10 protein-coding genes are annotated in these 19,480 nt (G+C 52.5%); all 10 read right to left on the bottom strand.

Annotated features, from left to right (window positions below; all coding sequences use genetic code 11):
* Positions 1–261: 261 nt before the first annotated feature.
* Complete coding sequence (gene wecB, locus ACJD00_RS07200; protein ID WP_418909122.1) at positions 262–1,446, bottom strand: non-hydrolyzing UDP-N-acetylglucosamine 2-epimerase; 1,185 nt, start codon at positions 1,444–1,446, stop codon at positions 262–264.
* 25 nt (positions 1,447–1,471) lie between these two features.
* A complete protein-coding gene (wecC, locus tag ACJD00_RS07195; RefSeq protein ID WP_418909121.1) occupies positions 1,472–2,704 on the bottom strand; it encodes a UDP-N-acetyl-D-mannosamine dehydrogenase in 1,233 nt (410 codons plus the stop codon).
* A gap of 115 nt (positions 2,705–2,819) precedes the next feature.
* Positions 2,820–4,577 carry a glycosyltransferase family 4 protein gene (locus ACJD00_RS07190; protein WP_418909120.1) on the bottom strand — a complete coding sequence of 586 codons (1,758 nt, stop codon included), beginning with the start codon at positions 4,575–4,577 and terminating at the stop codon, positions 2,820–2,822.
* A complete protein-coding gene (locus tag ACJD00_RS07185; protein WP_418909320.1) occupies positions 4,574–5,761 on the bottom strand; it encodes a glycosyltransferase family 4 protein in 1,188 nt (395 codons plus the stop codon). The genes ACJD00_RS07190 and ACJD00_RS07185 overlap by 4 nt, the downstream gene beginning before the upstream one ends.
* A 313-nt stretch (positions 5,762–6,074) precedes the next feature.
* The gene (locus ACJD00_RS07180) at positions 6,075–7,988 is read right to left on the bottom strand and encodes a glycosyltransferase family protein (protein ID WP_418909119.1); all 1,914 of its coding nucleotides are present in this window, start codon (positions 7,986–7,988) and stop codon (positions 6,075–6,077) included.
* 113 nt (positions 7,989–8,101) lie between these two features.
* A complete protein-coding gene (locus tag ACJD00_RS07175; protein WP_418909118.1) occupies positions 8,102–12,493 on the bottom strand; it encodes a glycosyltransferase in 4,392 nt (1,463 codons plus the stop codon).
* A gap of 1,404 nt (positions 12,494–13,897) precedes the next feature.
* A complete protein-coding gene (locus ACJD00_RS07170; RefSeq protein ID WP_418909117.1) occupies positions 13,898–14,986 on the bottom strand; it encodes a glycosyltransferase in 1,089 nt (362 codons plus the stop codon).
* Positions 14,987–15,066: 80 nt separating this feature from the next.
* Positions 15,067–16,776 carry a glycosyltransferase family 4 protein gene (locus ACJD00_RS07165; protein ID WP_418909116.1) on the bottom strand — a complete coding sequence of 570 codons (1,710 nt, stop codon included), beginning with the start codon at positions 16,774–16,776 and terminating at the stop codon, positions 15,067–15,069.
* 51 nt (positions 16,777–16,827) lie between these two features.
* Positions 16,828–18,237, bottom strand: coding sequence for a phosphomannomutase/phosphoglucomutase (locus tag ACJD00_RS07160; RefSeq protein ID WP_418909115.1), 1,410 nt, complete (start codon positions 18,235–18,237; stop codon positions 16,828–16,830).
* 43 nt (positions 18,238–18,280) lie between these two features.
* A complete protein-coding gene (locus ACJD00_RS07155) occupies positions 18,281–19,396 on the bottom strand; it encodes a mannose-1-phosphate guanylyltransferase (RefSeq protein ID WP_418909114.1) in 1,116 nt (371 codons plus the stop codon).
* Positions 19,397–19,480: the final 84 nt, after the last annotated feature.

Raw genomic sequence — 19,480 nt, 5'->3', positions numbered from 1 at the left:
CGATCCTACTGAGATCAGCGGTGACCCGAACCCCGCGCAAGGATGATTCGATGACCCTAGGGCGGATCTCTATTGAGCGATATGTTCTGCCCAGCAAGAGAATCCCCGGAATCACGCGGACAATCTCGGGAAATCAGGCAGGGTTGGCGTCTATTCGAACTGAGCTAACGATTCTATAACTCTTCATGCGGGCCGACCTGACATTAAAGACGAGACGGTCCCATACACGTGGCTTGGAACCGTCTCGTCAATAGCGAAGAACTAGATGCTTGCGGCCTGAATCAAGGATTCTTCATCAGGCAACTGAGAATCGAAGTCCTCGATTCGTTGCCCAACACCTAGCAGTTGAGCGATAGCGGCCACCGTACGCTCGGACGCTTTGCCATCACCGTAGGGGTTCACTGCGTTGGCCATTGCCTTGTAGGCAATTTCGTTGTGCAGCAATTCGGTGACCGAATCGAAGATAACGTCCTCGGCTGTGCCGATCAAACGCACGGTTCCCGCTGCGACAGCCTCTGGACGCTCGGTATTTTCGCGCATGACAAGAACCGGCTTGCCCAAGCTCGGGGCCTCTTCCTGAACTCCACCGGAATCAGTCAATACCACCGAAGAAGCATTGATGATACGCGTGAATTCACCGTAGGCGAGCGGCTCGGTGAGAGTGATGTTTGGGCGTCCTTCAATCTCCGGCAGAAGAGCTTCACGAACTGCGGGATTGCGGTGCAACGGAAGAATGAACTCAACATCCGGCTCCGACTTCGAAAGCCGTGCCAGTGCACGGCCGATTCCACGCATCGGCTCGCCCTGATTTTCGCGACGGTGAGTCGTAACCAGAACAATGCGCTTGCCCGATTGCACCAGGGCCTCAAGCTTGTCGTCGGTGAACGGTACGCGCTTTTCCACCACCGTGAGCAAGGCATCAATCACCGAGTTACCGGTGACTACGATGTCGTCGCCCCTGAAGGTCTCGCGCATCAGGTTGGAGCGACTCAAGGACGTCGGAGCCAAATGCAACGAGCTAATCTGGCTCGTTAGCTTTCGGTTGGCCTCTTCCGGGAAGGGAGAGAAAATATCGTAGCTACGCAATCCAGCTTCCGCATGGACCACCGGGATACCCCGATAGAAGGCGGCGATGGCACCTGCGGTCGAAGTGGTGGTATCGCCCTGAACCAGGACGGCGTCCGGCTTCTCTTTCTCGAAAATCTCGTCGAGACCGGTGATCGTCTTGGTGAGCAGACCGTTTAGGGTCTGTCGCGGCTGAATGACATCGAGGTCGTAGTCGGGAGTGATGTCGAAAAGCTCGTTCACCTGGTCGAGCATTTCGCGGTGCTGACCAGTCACGGTCACCACGCACTCGAAACCTTCGGTTTCTTTCAAAGCCTTAACGATCGGGGCTACCTTAATAGCCTCGGGTCGTGTGCCATAGATCGGCATGATCTTCTTCATGAGATGCTTCCTCTCGGACGACGCCTTAGCGCCACAGACCGCGGGTATCGATAACTTCCTTACCGGCCAGAGCGGTGGCCGGCACGGTCTTGAACTGGTCGTGGTCGACCAAGAGCGTCAGGACGCTTGCGTCAGCGAGGGCAGCATCGGTAGGAGTCAAGGTCAAGTTGTTGAGACCGTCCAAGGACTTCGGCAATGCCTCGACATGCGGCTCAACGGCGAGGAACTCCACGGAAGGATTCGCCTCAGCAAGCTTGCGCGCAATCGCGATCGACGGCGACTCGCGCATATCGTCAATGTTTGCCTTGAACGCCAGCCCCAGCAGTGCGACCTTACCGTTGAACTTGTCCGACTTAGTGGCTTCTTCCACCTTGCTAATTACCCAGTTCGGCTTAGCGTCGTTAGTCTCGCGGGCTTGACGGATAATCTGCGCCTGCTCAGGAACGGCCGACACGATGAACCACGGATCCACAGCGATGCAGTGGCCGCCCACACCGGGACCCGGCTGCAGGATATTCACGCGCGGGTGACGGTTAGCCAACTCGATGAGCTCCCAAACATCGATCCCCAGCTTGTCGGAAATTACGGAGAGCTCGTTCGCAAAGGCGATGTTCACGTCACGGAAGGAGTTCTCGACCAGCTTTGCCATTTCGGCAGTTACAGCATCGGTGGTCAGGATGTCAGCTTCGCAGAAGGTTGCGTACAGCGCCTTGGCCTTCTCTGCTGCTTCCGGAGTAATACCGCCAACGATGCGATCGTTGGTAACCAGTTCTTCCATTACGTAACCTGGCAGCACACGCTCCGGGCAGTGTGCGATCAAGAGACTTTCGGAGGTCAAATCCGGGCGCTTGGCAAGCAGGTAGTCGGCGAGGTGCTGAGTTGCGCCTGGAGGGGAGGTCGACTCGAGGATAACCAGCTCGCCACCCTTGAGTTTGGGAGCGATACCGTCGGCGGCAGCCTCAATGTAGGAAAGATCGGCGGTGTAGTCCTCGTTGAACGGAGTCGGTACGGCTACGATGTATGCCTCGGCCTCCGGAGTGTCAAAGCTAGCGCTCAGAGTCCCTTCAGCTACAGCCTTGGAAACAAATTCGCCAAGGGCTGGCTCAACGAATGGCACCTCGCCCTTATTAACAGCTTCGACCGTGCGCGGCGTTACGTCGACACCTTTGACGACAATTCCCTTTGAGGCCAGGATTGCTGCGGTCGGTAGACCGATGTAGCCCAGACCGATAACGGCAACTTCTTTAATGGTGTTCACGAACGTCGCTCTCTCTCAGGTGCAAGTTCAGGCCCTGCCGGACCCATAGATAAGTTCTATAACGTTTAGGTTACGGAAATAGCCTCTCAAACCATACCGCAAAGCGGGCGCAGGTTCACCGTGATTCTTTAGTTACCTGCTCGTAGATTTCCACGAGACGGCGCGCATTCGCATCCCAAGTTCGCGTATTCAAAACCATTTCGCGTCCACGTTGGCCCATGGATTCGAGCAATTCAGGTTGGTTGGCGGCATCAACGATAGCCTCTGACCATGCGATGGGATCTTCGGGTGGAATGAGGTGACCATTCTCACCATTTGTGATCAATTCCCGAAGCGCGGGAAGGTCTGAAGCCAGTACTGGAACCCTACTTGCGAGTGCTTCTACAGGCTTGAGTGGCGTCACGGAACGCGTGACGTCAAGATCCTTTCGCGGCACAACAAACGCATTTAACGCTGCATGATAGAGATGAGCTTTCTCACGCGGTACTCGACCCGTGAACACGCAGATGTTCTCGATTTCCAAGTCGCTGGCCAACTTTTTCAAGTTTTCTAGGTCGGTGCCGTCGCCGACAATCAAGAGTCTCAATTGAGAAATCTGATCGCGAACCAATGAAATTGCCTTTAGAACCGTGTCCAAGCCTTCATAGGGAACGATGCTACTGATTGTCCCGATAAAGAACGCTTCTTGCTCTAGGCCAAGGATACGGCGCGCTTCATGCCTGGGCACAGGATCGGACAGGAACCTTTCCCCTACTGCATTCGGCAAGATCGCGATACGATCTTCGGAAACTCCTGCGGCAATGAGGTTTGACCGCATCTCCTCGCCCAGCGTAATTACGAAGTCAGCTCCTCGCGCCATTTCAGCTTCGCGTTGCACAAACAGCGAATATCGCTCAGAATTCTTAGCCTCTGGACCGCGCGTAGAAGCCCATGTATCGGCAAGTTGACCGCGCACTTCATAGACCCACGGAATTCGTAATTCGCGAGCGACAACGCTAACAGAGAGAGCGTTAGTGTAATCAGTCGTAGTATGCAAAATTTGCGGTTGCAAATCGCTTGTTATCTTGAAAAGCTCGTCCGTCTGCTGTTGAAGTCGGCCGGACAGGTCGTGTCGCGCGGGGAACGGGAATATGCGACGATAAGCAATCGCATCAACCGTCTCTACTTCGGGCGCAAGCACATGCCCCACGCTGACTGGGTACAAGGCTCTGGTTACAGCAAGAGGAGACCAGCCAAATGGAATGAGCGAGCGCAATATTGAATGAGTACGTTGCGCGTAGCCGCTTCCAGTATTCGGTAGCGAATTCGTAGCGAAATAGAGCACACTTTTTGGCGTCACTTGAACTCTGAGGTTCGAGGGGAGCCTGGAACGCAACGACGGACTAGTCCCCGAAAGCGTACGATACTCGCTCAGGTAGTGTTTCTGTTGGCGTGATGCAGGAATCGTTTCGAGCAATTCTAGGGCACCTCTCAGATCACCGAAATGCCATTGCAAGCGCGCCTTTCTCCTGGTCGCTCTCTGTCCGTTGGGCAAGCAGGAAAGAACCTCCTCTGCCAAATCCCAGCGGTACATTGCGATGCACACATCCGCAAGAAGAAACCCGTCGGTTGTTACCGCGTTGGATGCCAACCACTCTTTTACAACCGCGTCGAGATCTGAGGATCGGTCGCTGAGTATGCAACGAATACTCATCGACTTCACTCGAGAAACGGGCATAAGTTTTAAGCAGTCGGAAAGGTGTCCAGACGCACTACCTTTGAATTTGCGAATAACCTGAAGGAAGAAATAACTCGGTTCGTCGCGCAAATTTGCAACGACCAACCGTACGACATTAACAACATTGCAAGCGGTGACCTTGGCTCTTATTTTCATTGGACACCTCGCCGTCGATGATTATCAATGAGACTCTCGAGCGCGGCCATATAGTCAGCACCCAAGTCTTCAAGAGCCGCATTGTGAGCTACCCACCGGGGACCGCCACCTTTAGTTCGTACAAGAGATCGATCTTGGGATGCTGCCTGTAGATATGCTCGAATAGCTTCGACACTCTGGCCAATTACGGCCCCGGCCTGAGAGTCATGGATTACTTCTGCGGCTTCCCCTGTCACCACCCCAGTAACGTGCTGGTCGAGTGCCATAAGTTCATAAAGCTTCGACGGGATGGTGTGGTTGAAACTAGGCCAATCCGGCCGGAGTGAAACTAGGCATGTGTCTGCCCAGGCGTAGTTATCCAAAACCTCGGCGCCAAAAACGGGCGGACGGAAATCGACATCACAATTCAGTTTTTTAGCGAGTCGGCGTAGCTTACTCTCTTCTGTACCACGCCCAACAATGCGAAGCTGAACTTGATCCTGAATCTTCGAGACAGCTTCGATAACAATTTCAAGTCCTTGGCTACGTCCAAGATTTCCCAGATAGAGAATCCTTAGCCGCTCGCCTCGTGGAAGAGCATCTGAAGTCGGTAAAATTCGAGCCGTATCAACTCCGTTGCGAACCACGATTGTCTTGCCCGTTCGTGTCTTTCCCAGTCTGCGGGCCAAGCCATGAGTTGTTGTTACCAATAGATCGGATCGTCGAAGCAAGTATCCCAACAATCCGCTTACAATAGGCTCAATCCACCTGAACTTCAGAACCTGCGAGTCCTTAAGTAGGTCCGGCCATGCGTCTCGCAAGTCGACAACAAACGGAATTCGCCGCACCTTGCTCACGAAGAACCCAACGGCAAGGGTTGGGAGCGCTGGAACAGTTGCGATAACAACCTCAGCGTTCGATACGGAGAGTGCTACAGGCACACTGCGACAGGCGTCAATGACGTGCTTTGCTAGCTTCCCAAGCATGGAGTGAAACACTGGCACTGAACGGTAGTTGTGAACAGTCACGTTTTTTACGGGTTCGCTCGCTAGTCCTTCTACACGACTCGATGACGAAGAAGAATCAGGAGCAACTACGGATACATGGTGGCCGTGCGAAGCGAATAGGTTTGTGAATGCAGACCATCGACGTTGGGGTGGAGAGTTATCGGGCCAAAAAGAATGCGTGAGAAGTAATACTCGCATTTTCCTCATGCCCCCACACTTGGACCGAACTTGTTGTTTGTCCATTGGTGAAATCGTTACAGACCATTCTTACCAAACTCTCCCATACTACCAGCCGAACCAGCGCGTGACTCCCACACGAATGCAGCCCCGAGATATGAGTACTGTCTACACAAACTCGTTCCTCCCCCGGAGTCCGGACCCTTTGCCAGGACTTTACGTGCGGACCGTCCGTTACGAGTGCAGGGTTTGAGTTGAGTCGCGAATATCGGAGATACAACGCACAAGACGCAGTAGCCCTGTACTGGCGACGTCGCCTCACTACGAGATTGGGCTAGAAAAAAATGTGGTGATCGTTGCGCCCAAACCATTGAATCGTGCCGGTCGCCGTCAATTCTGCGTCGCTCAGATCCCAAGTATGAATCTTGCCGTTTCCGCCCCGCATTTGCATAAAGTTGTACCTGTCGCTGGAGTACACCGTGCCACCATTGCTTATGATATCGCGCAAGAACTGGGTGTCCTCCCCCCTACTGACAGAGCGGAATGGAGTCGACTTAAAGACCTCCGAGCTACCGAGCATAGTCGGACCCATAACAAGGTTGGTGAACCGGTGCTCGCGCTCTCCAAATCGGAACAAAGTTGCGTTGGAATCAGCCAGGTACATGAAGTGGGCCTGTTTACCAACAATGGTTGCCCCGCTGTAACGAAGTGCTGCTACCTGGTCGAAAAGGTAATTTTCGCCATAAAGGTCGTCGTCGTCCATTTTGGTTATGAAGTCTCCGCCGGCGTGCTGGACGGCATGATTCAAGCAATCTCCCAGCGTCGCTTCTTCGCCCATTTCAATTGCCTGGTACGAAAGCACTCCGTATTCTTCGGCTAAGGCACCGAGATCAAACTCATCCAGACCGAATTTGTGGGCAACTAAAACAAGCTCCGCGTCAACATCTCGCTGTTTACCGACAGTCTCAAAGATGTGCGCAATTTGCTTCGGCCGAATGGTCGAAACTACAGCACTAACCTTGGGACGGACCGTCATGGAAGATTTATGCAAAATGGGAGCGCTAATTCCAGCGAGCTCTTGCACCTGCTGTGCTCTGTGCCCGTATGTATGATTCTTCCAAATATTGCGTTGCCCTAAGTGAGCAATACGGTCCCGTAGCTCTGGGCTCCTCACGATACTCCGAATAGCTACGGCGGCTTCGTCCTTCGTGGCCACCTGAACCACCTCAGACTCTGAGAAAAAGTTTGAAATAGCAGCACTCGGGGCCGATACAACCGGAGTTCCGGCCGCTGTGATCTCAAAAATTCGGCGCGCACACATACTCGGTGAATCGACGACTGAATTTACGTTGAGAAAAACGTTGTAGTACTTGTACGCAGATAACATACGTTCGTATTCCAACGACCCCACAACGTATTGAACGTATGGTTCGGGAAATTGATACTTTTCGTCGCCCCCGTGCTGTCGTGAAAAAATATCAAGACCGTGCGGGAGCCTGCTGGAAATCTCCGCAGCACCACCTAAGACGATGTCCATCTGTTCACGTCGTTCAGGAAACTTCTCAGCGAAATACATTCCCGCGAATGCAACGTCACGACGTTCCTGATTAATCGCCCGTGTAGGATTGTGAAACTTGGGTTGGGCTGCGAAACTCAGCGATTCTACCCGATCGTGCCCCAGATCTCTCACGTAGTCTGGAATCTTTCTAGAGTCTGATGTGAACACAACATCGAATAGTTTTGCAGTTTCTAAAAAGTCCTCATAGTGAGGCGGATCCTCTTTGTTCCAAAAAACGGTAGGTATTGATGCATCCCTAAACGCACTGACCATAGCCACAAATACTGGTCTCGGTGCTGTAGGACCGGTGAGGTGATATTGCCAAGCCTTATCATTTCCGGCCCATGCGGACTCGACGAACAATAGGTCGAAGTCAACCGTGGCTAAGTCTTGCTCCCACGATTCAGGTGTTATGAACGTGCAATTCCATTCCGGTGCCCAAGCCTTGGCGCTGAAATCATCAAGAACCACGGCCACGTTCAGTTTTTCAGCTGACGCTCGCGCGACGCCCATTTCTAAACGTGGAAACTCGATGCCAAGTTCCTTCTCAACCCCGCTCAAGTGCGCTGACCGGCTGCGCGTTGTGCGTTGCTCATAGCTTCGTCGCGTGTACCACTCTTGCACTTGCTTGGGTCCGCCTTGACGCAAATGCCAAAGTGCCTTTCGGACGTCGCTTAGGGCAATTTTCACTAGTCAACTCAATCTGTTTGCTCGTTGGGAAACATGACAATAATACATTGAGGGAGACACTACGGCCCTTTACCGTAGTGTCCCCCCTCTACTCAATGCATGAGCACAAATTTCTAGTCTTCGATCACACGAATTACCGAGTTCAGAACTTTCTCTGAATCATAGTGTTCGACGACAAAGGATTTGGCCTGTTCGATCTCCGCCGAAGCGTCAGCGCCCCCGCCCACAGCATCCAACAGGTGTTGTGCAGCCTCATCGGTATCCGCATGCAACCACTCGGCTGGGTAGAGCCACTCCGCCCCCGGCCAAGCCAAGCCAATTGGTAGGGCACCTGAAGCTGCGCCATCAGCCAGTGTGAAATGAAAAGACTCGAAATCACTCGTCGAAATGGCGGCACCGATATTCCGGTACCACTGATCCATGTCATCACCCTGCGGATCGAAAGTAACGGCTCCACGGAGAAGATCTGAATTTTCAATCCGCGCGTACTGCTCCTCGTAATACTTCATTTCTTCTACGCGGGCGGCCATCCACGGATAATCTTCTGGCTTCTTTCCTTTAACACGTAGCGTGAATCGCGAGTCTTCGGCACGTAGCTTTTCAAGTAAATCCAAAGCCAGATCGAAGCGCTTCATCCGCGGCACCATCCCAACGAAGCCCAGCGTAAAGCGGGAATCGTCATTCTTGGGCTCTGCAAGTTTAGCTGAATCCACAGCGTTTGGGATCACGACAGTTTTTTCCGGCGGGATACCAAACTTATGGATTGCCATGCCGCGGATTAGTTCACTAACAAAGATGACCTTTTCAACAGATGCATAGTTAACCTTGTTTGGATAATCCGTAAACAGCTCTTGCGAATGGAACCGTGCCACGAGCTTTTGGTGCGGCTTTACATTCTGTGAGTACCACACCAAATTCCCCAGCGACCATTCACAAAAAATCAAGTCTGACTCTGCCAAAAGGGACTTGCTTAGCTCAGCATCGTGCTGGCCATGACCGGCCCACTGGTCAATCGTCAGTTGATGCCCACGGCTCTCAATACGACGCATGATCGAACCTACGAACTTTAGATCGTGGCCAGCAATTAGAACTCGCTTCGAGTCGGTACTTGGATCCTCCAGAATGCTGGACTCCACAGGATCTACCGAAACTTCTTCTACCTCAACTAGAGGTCGACGAAGGGTCAAGTTTTCGATCTTTGTTCCCGCAGGCCTATTTCTCCAGCTCATCGTGAGCGGGGAATCCTCCCCCGGCTGGTCCATCCAAAGCGGCAAAGCCTTTGTAGCAACATCCTTGTTCGAAACTTGCACCGTCGCCGCCCCCGAATATTGCATCGCGACTAGCAGATCTTCCACCAAATCGTGATCAACGAGGTTTAGCTGAACGCCGGTTGCCACAACTTGAGCACTTCCTTGCGTGCCTTGCGGCAAGACCGAGATTCCTGCAGCGTTCAAAGCCTCCACTGCAGACGTCGTTGTAGAACCCGATGGAACGTACACCTCGCGCGGCCTAACAGTAGAACGAAGGATTCGACCGACGTCGGGCTCACTCAAGGAATCTAGTTCTAGCCCGTAGGTCGGCAGTTCCGGAATTTCCACCGCCAGCCCGGCCATTCGGAGTGCCAGCACAAGTCGTTGATGAGCAAGGTGCTTACGGAATGTCACGCGTAAAGCGGCCCAGGCGTCATATACTCGGTCAACTTCCGAATTCATCCACAAGTCAGCTATCTGCTCAGCCTCTTGACGTCCTCGAACGACGGGGACAGTGCCGTCAAAGAGCCAAGTCACGCCGAAACTCTTGCCGCTGATAACGGGGGTGCCGCAGGCAGCTAGCTCGAAGACACGACGCGAAAACATCGTCGGAGACGCATTGACGGAATTGACATTTACATGCACAGGGTGCGACTTATACGCCTCAACCATCTCGGCGTACGGCAAACCGCCCTGCACGAAACCCTGCAGTGCAGGTGGGAACTTATAGGGCGACTCGGGGTTGTCTGCCTGACGGTCATAAATCGTTAGGCCGTGCTCACTGACTCCTTCAAGGATTGCTCGTAACTCCTTGGAACGCTCGGCATATCGGTCACCGTAGTACGACCCACCGTATGCGACAGTATCCGAGTATGACCGGTCAGTGCCCATTGGATTGTGGATTTCCGCCTGCGCCCAAAACGGCAAACTACCCAGTGCTTTCAGGGCACTTCCGCGATTTTCCCAATAGTCCCGTAGACAATTTGCGTCAGTTGTTAGTACGACGTCGAAAAGAGCCGCAGTTTTTTTGAACCGATTGAAGTGGACCGGGTCTTCTTTATTCCAGAATATGGTGGGGATGTTTTGAGAACGGCAGAACTGAATTAATTCGCTTAGCTCTTGACACTGTTCGTCATCATAGAAACCAACCTTCCGCAACCATGAACCTTCATTGCCAGACCAGGCTGATTCGACGAAAAGCGCATCCACGGGTGAAGCTTCCAAGAGCTCACGCCAATTATCCGGGGTTGGAGCTATGACTTGGACTTCCCGCTGGATAGTTGAGGTCGTAAACTCGTCAGCGACAAGCGCCAAGCGCATGTCTTTCAACTGCTTACCCTGACGCTCGCGATTCTGAACGCGCGAGACTTGTTCTACAAACGTCTCCGCGACCAACGGCCACGTCCTATTTTCTACAGTCCACCTGCGTGCTCGTCGCCCGATGTCCTCACCCAATTTAGGATTTCGAGCAAGCAAAGAAATCTTGTCGACCAATGCGTCCACATCATCCGCTTTGAATAAGAGGCCTCGTAGGCTGTCCGAACCCAAGAGTGTTGCAATTGGAGACACGTCCGAGCCGATAACCGGTCGACCAGCTGCCATAGCCTCGATTGGTTTCAAAGGCGAGACTAGCTCAGTCACGATGTTTGACTTGCGCGGGCAAACTACGGCGTCAAAAATCGCTAGGTAATCATTAATATTGTCGTTCGGAACTCGCCCTGTGAACCTAATGCGTTCCTGCAGCCCTAGGTCCGTGACTAGTTGTTTCAGAGCCGGTAGTACTGCACCATCGCCCACGATCATTGCGCTAACGTGGCCAAGGTCCTCAGGTAAGGCGTTTACCGCACGAATCAGTAGGTCTAGCCCCTCGTAGTCAACTAGGCTTCCCGCATAGCCAAGTAGATACTCATCAGGCTTCTTGGCAGAGACTACAGAAGATCGTTCAGGCGGCAAGGGTACATATTGGTATATGTTGGCAGCGTTAGGCAAGATCGCAATTTTCTCGCGATCAGCTCCACGTCCGACTAGTTCCTCACGGACTTCCTCAGTAATGGCGAAAGCTCTATCTGCCTCGTTCGCGACAAGAGCCTCAAGTCGCTTGGCCAGCTCAAAGCGCTCCGAATCCGCCCACTCTTGACTCTTCGCCGCGGCTGTTACTTCCCAGAGACCGCGAACTTCGTAAATGAAAGGAATGCCAAGTCGACGAGCTGCAATCAATGCTGGCAATGCAGTCATGTGGTTGGAAGCCGAAACAATCACTGACGGGCGGTTCATCATTGCCTCGCGGACATAGATATCCGCCGCTATCTGAATAAATTTATCCAGCGGGTCTTCTTTGATGGAGACGCCAGGATTGAAGTGCGTCTTTACACCTTGGAAGTCGCGGATTAAACGAGACTTCTTGGGCAATTTTTTATTGACGTTATAATCCCAAGGGTAGCCAGGTCGAGCGGCAATAAATAGTTCTAAACCGGCTTCAGCAACAGCAGAGGTGAGCCCCGTAGTTCTCGTCGAATAGCCGTTGCTGTTATATTCACCCGTACTATGCGCGCAATACATAACGCGGTCTGGATGCGGAACGTAGGCCGGGGTGGAATTCTTTTGGGGAATCTCCGGGAGTTGCTCCAGCAACCGCGCCTGACCAAGAATTAGATCGTGCATGGTACCAAAAGAACTAGGGGCACCGTCACGGGCAGCCAGCCGCGTCAAAGTCTCTGCAGGGCCAGAAATACTACCAAGATCCCGATAATCGGAGAAGGCTCTATTCGCCTCGTCCTTGTAAGATTTCGCAAGTTCAGTGGCCTGCTGTGCACTAGTTCTTGGCCTAGCGACAGTTACGCTCGAGTCAGAACGCTTGGCAATTGGAGCGCTATCACTGGGCTTGTTTTGAGTTGCAATCTCAACGAGATTTTGCGGCGCAGTACTCTGCTTAGCTTCGTTCTTGACCAAAGAGCCAGGGTTTTTAAGACCCCTTGCCAGCCGCACGACCGGGTGTTGCTTTAGGGAATCGTAAGCTTTCTTGAACTTTTCGGCTCGTTCACGTTCTTTTCGGACTTGCGCGCCTAGCGACGCGGCCTGTTTCGAATATTTATTTCGTTCCGACTCCGACTGTGATAGTTTACGTTCAAGTCTAGCGACGAGACCTTCGAGCTTTACCTGCTTTTTTAGTAATTCCTTTTTGTCAGCGGTTAGTTTCTGAAGTTTCGGCTCTATATCAATCAGATCGTCAAGCATTTTGTCCATAGCTTCCGACATATCGCCTGAGTATCGCTGTCTAACTTGAAAGCGTTGGGCCCTAGTAACTAGCGATTCATTAGGTGCCTGATTTTGACGTTGCAACTGGAACGCTCCCTGCAGATTGTAGTCTTATCCAACAGGTAGTCTAGCGGGTAAATCATTCCACCCGCTGTAACCTGAGCATCAAACAATAGAACTACCCCTACTTAGTCCGGCGAGTCCGCAAGAGAGCCAGTAAGTTCGCTATAGCGAGCTTGGCGAGCTTCACCGCTTATACAACACAGGGCCATGTCACTGACATGAAACCTCACGGACAGGTGAATCGTGCGGGATGTTGAGTGCTCATGAGAAAACATTTTGAAATCATCGCAGCCGCAACTGGTCCTACTCTCTACGTAGCAGCGAGTCAGACGATGGACTCGCACGTGTCCTGTAGGGCTTTCATCGCACCAGCCACGGGTTGTGGAGCACGCCCTAAAAGAAGCGCCCGGCTAGACTCTACTTCGGGCCATAGCGCCTATGCGTGCTACTTGAGTTATTAAGCCACATTCAGCGGGCCAATCGTTACTCGCCTCCTGCGCACAATGCGGGGCAAATGTTCAATGTTGCTTGGTTTGTTCAGCTCGTGATCAATGAAGCCGTGGCGTGAGGCTTCGGCTTTGAAGGCTACTGGTCCAGCTGAACACACAATGCGCCACCCAAATACGCAATCGGCATCTAGTACTCCACTCCGCATTCGGGTAGAAAATACGCTACGACGCAGGCGTTAGTACTGATCACCACAATTCGGGCAAATGACGAAGGCACAAAATCGCGGAAATGGAAGGTGATTGTTGTCTCTGAACGAGTCGAGGCAGTGCAAACAATGAACAGTAGCGCTGCTCTGGCTGCTTGGTTGTAAGGCCAGTGGCTCCGAGGCACATTTAGTCAAGTATTCCAGCACGCGATGCGGGCCAGGATCGCCACCCAGGCGTTTTCCCAAAACTTACCGCACAGGTAGTGCCGAACCGGCAACCTGATAAAGCTTCTGCCAATCTCTTCGAAGGTCCGTGCGAAACCGACGACGAACCGAGTACGGCCGGTCAATTACACAACCCACTTATACGGCGGGATTAAAACGAACTCAGGCAGGAAGAACAGCAATGATTCTCTTGCGCCCACCTGAACAAATAGCCAGTCGATGGTGTCTTTTGAGGAATTCAACAAATTCTTACACGCAGTTTGTTGTCCGAAATTATCGGTCAAAGACACAGAAACTAGAAGCAAAGTACACTCGAAACGGGGAGTGCATCACAAAACGCTAGACGGGTCTATTGTCAGTGATGCACCCCACGTATCACGGTGCATCTCAGTTAAATCTTAGAAGTAACGATGACCAATTGTTCGGATCAACACGCACGACACAATAAGCATCGGCCACAATTACTTCAAGCGAGCGCTTAGTTCCCTAGCAAACTTGGCACTAACGATCTCTGGCCTCAACGCGGACTGGAAGTCCCTCAGTGACTCGCGAAGTGCACCATTTCCCAATGAGCTAAGAGAACGTTCCATTGCGTCCGCTAGATCAACTGAGTGTTCGCCTTCTACAAAATAGGTAGAATCTGAATGAAGTTCGGCCTTGAATGTAGGAGTTGAAGAAGCAACGATTGGCAGGTCAAATGCGCCGAAAAGGAGCGCAGCTCCGCTATTCAATGACCGAGCATAATGGACCAACCCAACATCAGAAGCCCTCATAAAGTACTGTACCTTGTCAAAAGGAATCGTAGAATTCTCAATGAGAACGTGAGGATGAACTAGGCAGCGTGAAACAAACTCCTCAGCTTCAACTGACCCATCGGACTTGCCAGCGACAAGTAGTCGAAATCGTTGGTTAGGGTTGTTAGCAACCAGCTCATCGAATGCCGCTAATGTTCGAAGCAGTCCTTTGTAGGTCTTGAGAGCACCGAAGACCAGAAAGACAACCTCATCCCCTCCTATGCCGAAAGCAGCTCTCGCATCTTCACGAGTTACGTAATCCGGGTATGCGCCTACATATCCTGGATGTGGGGAATGCAAGATTTTGGAAGAATCAATTTCAGTAATACCCGCCATTGCGTCGACAGTTGCCGGCGACATTACATGCAAAATATCTGCAGTGTTGGCTATCTCCTGCTGAATCTCGAGTTCGACGTCTATGTGCAAGGCATCGTGCGGGTAGACGTTATGAACTGTCCACACAATATTGAATCCTTTGCTCTGAAGCCGTTTAAGACGTGCGGCCATCCCCAGCCCCATAGCACGGGCTCTGCTTTCGTCTTCCATTCCTTGAGTCATCCACGAATTCCAGTGCAGATGAAGCGTCTTGGTTCTAGAAGACAAAGGAAAATTTTGAAGCTCCAGAAACTTACCAGGTTGAAGGATGGGTGCTGTCAAAATTCCCTCAGAACTGAAGGATTTGTATAAGAGCGCTTGATAAGGATTCATACGAGCAACCGGCGTATAGGCAACAAAGTGCTGCTCGCTTACGTCCATGGAGCTTGCTCGATAGGCATTCATAACCTCCGAGAAAGGTGAATCAGACGTAGCCCGAAACCCTAAATAACTCGATTTCATCATTTCCCCTTCAGTTTTGAGAACTCAGAAACGTACCGTTCTCCGTTCAAGTCCCAAGTCCGCTCTTCTTTGACCCAGTCTCTACCTGCACGGGCAAGATTTCTTTGTAGGTCCTCATCATGGAACAGGCTTTCAAGGGTGTCAGCCAGCGCTATGGAGTTTCCAGCTGCGAAACTCAATCCTCGTTCAGGAGCTCTCGTAATCTCAATCAATGCTGGCAAGTCGGAAGTAACGACTGGTTTAAGTTCTGCCATGGCTTCAAAGGGCTTCAGAGGAGTAACGAAGGTTGCTGCACGCTCTGCGATTCTTGGCACGACAAACACATCAATCAGTGAGTAGTACTTGTCAATCAAGTTATGGTCCACTGCGCCAGTAAATATAACTTCTTGCTCGACGCCAAAGTCGATTGCCAATTTCTTCAATTTATCAGCTCGCGGTCCACCGCCTACTAAGACACATTTAGCGCGCACGCCACGTTGCTTGAGCTCGGCCATCGCCTCAATTAAAGTTTCTTGGGACTCGCGATAGTGATCCATGTTCGAAACATATCCAAAGGTCGCGAAGTCGCTTAGTGAATACGTCGCAGCCAGTTCAACATCTCGTTGCATTGGGCTAAAGTGATCTAGGTCGACCGCATTAGGGATAATGCCAATCTTATTTGGATCTATCCCCCGCGCCACCAAGTCGTCCTTCATGGTGTGGCAGATCGTTAGCACACGGTCCGACTCATCCATGCACACCTTTTCGATAGCCATTCGACACTCAAATATCTCGCCTGTGGACTCAAGAGCCGTGTTATCAGTCCAATTCGCTTCGAAGAACGACCGGACCTCGTATACCAATGGTATTTCAGTTTTGTACTTCAGTGCCAAACCGACCAAAGCTGTTTCATATCCACGACGCCCGGAACTTGCATGGATGAACTCTGGACGCAGGTTCTTTATCTCCTCATAGGCTAAGTCAGCAAAAAGTTGGTTAAACTGGTCTACCGGCAACTGCGAATAATTGATATCGCCAAACCCCAATCGAATGTGGAGTATACCGTCCACAAACTCACGATGAGTGCGAGGATTGTTGTCTGGAAAACCTGGTTCAGTTATAACTATGGGCTCGAGGCCCGCCTTTTTTTCTGCGAGAAAATTCTTATGGCTCCTTGAGGTGAAGCCGTTGGACAAATTGGGTCGGCTCTCTTTAACAAGGTGAACTACTCTATTAGAGACCCTATTACTAATCGGCTTCACCGGCCCGGGGATTCGGGGCCGCACGCCTAGTAGCTCGCGAACGCGTCCCTCGAGGAGCCGAACCCCAGATGCGGCAACGCTCTTATCCTGGATTGCGATCTCATGTGTTAGCGTCAGAGTCTTCGAGACGTTTCCCAATTTCGTTTCGAGCAGTCGCAACGCACGTAGATCAGACAGGGACTTAGTGGGCTTTGACCTTAGGACTTCCGCCCAGATTTTAGCCCTGCCCAACTCGTTTTCGCGCAAGTAGAAAGAAACCGAATTACCGTCGAGATACCGAGACGTAAGTTCCGGAGTTTTCTCAAGAAGTTCATTAACGGAATCCTTAAAGGAAGAGTTTGACGCTCGATTCAGCAGCTCTTCCAGCTCCGCTCGATGCCGTTTCGTAAACTTGATAAGACGGGCTATGTCTTCTTGAACCGCGGCCAATTCTTGAACGTATTCATTTTCGGGTCGTATACCGTTCATATTTTCACCTTTATTAATATCGATGGAAACACTACTGCAAGCCTGTAGATTTCATGCCCGAACGATCCCCAGCACGCTATCACGGACCGGCTCAATGATCGCCGCAGTGAGACCCTCACCATTGAAACGCAAGAACGGCTCGGTATTCGACGGACGGAGGTTAAACCACCAGCTACCATCCTCTGCGCTAAACGTCGTGCCGTCCATGGTGCTCACGCTCACCGGCTGACCCGCGAAATGCGCCGCCACACGGGCGATCGCCGCATCCTTATCCTCGACCCGAGAGTTGATCTCCCCAGTGGCGGTATACGGCTCAAAACGAGCCCCCAGCTCCGAAAGCGGCAACGTGCTCTCACCCAACGCGGCCAACACATGCATCGCCGCCAACATCCCGGTATCAGCGTTGTAAAAATCACGGAAATAGTAGTGCGCCGAGTGCTCACCACCGAAAATCGCCCCATGCTCGGCCATCTTGGCCTTAATGAAGGAATGACCCACACGTGTCTGCACCGGCACCCCGCCGACCTGCGTGACGAACTCCGGCACCGCCCGCGAGGTAATCAAATTATGAATCACCACCGGGCTCGACTCCCCAGCAGCCTGAGCCCGCGCAATTTCACGCACCGCAACCAGCGCGGTCACCGCCGAGGGAGACACCGGGTTACCCCGCTCATCGATCACAAAGCAACGATCAGCATCCCCATCGAACGCCAAACCAATATCCGCCCCGTGCTCACGCACCGCGGCCTGCAGATCCTTAAGATTCTCCGGCTCCAACGGATTCGCCGGATGATTCGGGAAAGTCCCATCGAGATCGAAATACAGATCCACAATCTCCAACGGCAACCCGGCCAACACACTGTCACCCAGCACGGCAGGAGTCGTCAGCCCGGCCATACCATTACCGGCGTCCACGACCACCTTCAACGGCCGAATCCCCGACAGATCAACCAAGGAACGCAGATAGGCCGCGTAATCAGCCAAAACATCCAACTCACGCACCGTACCGGAGGGGGCCTCGGTCGAAACCGGCAGCCCCTCGGCCAGATAGCTCTGCGCGAGATCACGAATATCGAACAGGCCAGTATCCGACGAAATCGGCACGGCCCCGGCCTTGGCCATCTTCAACCCGTTGTATTCCGCCGGATTGTGGCTAGCGGTAAAAACTACACCAGCGGCGTCGTAGCGGCCCGCCGCGAAGTACAGTTCGTCGGTGGAGATCTGGCCCAACAACACCGCGTTCGCCCCGCGATAAGTCACGCCACGGGCGAAAGCCTGAGCGAAGTCGGCGCTCGAAGGCCGCATATCTCCGCCAATGAGCACATCCTTGCCGGAAAGCGCCAGCACATCGACAAAGGCAGCTCCAATAGCCTCGACGGCTTCGGCGTTCAATTCCTGCCCAACGATGCCACGCACGTCGTAGGCCTTGAAGCTCTCGTGTATATCAATATCGTTCATCATAAATGTTTTCTGTAGGAAATATTCGTACAAATTAGACGTCGCATCAAAGGACTTCTGTTGCGCCGTCGGCTTTCAACTGTTCAACAGTATTTTTGACTTTCTGAGCATGCGCCTTTGTCGTCACTAGCAATGCATCTGCCACGTCAACAACAACCACGTCCTCAATACCAACTAGCGCAATCACTCTAGGTCCATCCGAATAAACAACTCCGGTAGCGCGATCTGCATACACGCGACTGTCGGTGTGGCCAAGAGAAATTGTTCCTTCCTCGGCACTCGCCCGATGAAGGCGTCCTATCGCAGCAAAGTCTCCCACGTCGTCCCAATCGAACACACCTGGTACCACAGCTACGTCACCGGCTACAGCAGCCGGCTCCGCAACTGCATAGTCAATAGAGATCTTAGGTAAAGTCGGCCAAATATCGGCCATGACCACTTCGCGCGTATCTGAGTTCCACGCGCGCGCAATCTCCATAAGCCCATCGTGCAATGCTGGGTGGTTTTCCCTCAGATGACTAAGTAGTAGCCCCACCGGCGCCACGAACATGCCGGCATTCCATAAAAACCCACCTGAAGCTAAATATTGGCGAGCTATTTCTTCGTCAGGCTTCTCGACGAACTTCAAGACACTACGGGCATTAGGCGCTTCCCGAATCCCCAGATCTTCCCCTGTTTGAATGTAACCAAACCCCGTCGAAGGGTGGTTCGGATGGATGCCGATAGTCACAATTTTTCCCTGAGCAGCCGCATGTACGGCCTCTTTGACGGCTTCGAAAAATGCAGCTTCGTGCCCGATGACTTGGTCTGCGGCGAAAGAACCCATGATTATATTTGGGTCACGGTGCCAGAGGATGGCGGCCGCTAGTCCGATGGCAGCTCCTGAGTCTCGCGGCGCGGGCTCAAGAACGATGTCAAACTCCGATAGTTCTGGCAGTTGCGACACGACAGCGCCACGGTGAGCAAGTCCTGTGATCACCATTATTCGATTAGACGCCAATGGGACGAGGCGATCGAAGGTAGCCCGAATCAATGTCGAACCGGTCCCAGTAAGGTCATGTAAGAATTTCGGGGCCGATGCGCGAGACAATGGCCAGAGCCTTGTACCTACGCCGCCTGCCGGTATCACAGCGTGAAAGCGCTCTAGTGGGTCAACATTCAAATTATGCTCCAGTGCGCCATACGTGCGTGCGCAACGTTCTTTAAGTAGTTTCTGACAGCCAAAATCTGTCGTGAACGTAATTGC

It is taken from the genome of Glutamicibacter endophyticus, from assembly GCF_048457885.1.
Classification (GTDB): domain Bacteria; phylum Actinomycetota; class Actinomycetes; order Actinomycetales; family Micrococcaceae; genus Glutamicibacter; species Glutamicibacter endophyticus.
Note: the sequence above shows the minus strand (reverse complement) of the source record. Positions and strands in the feature narration are given on the sequence as shown.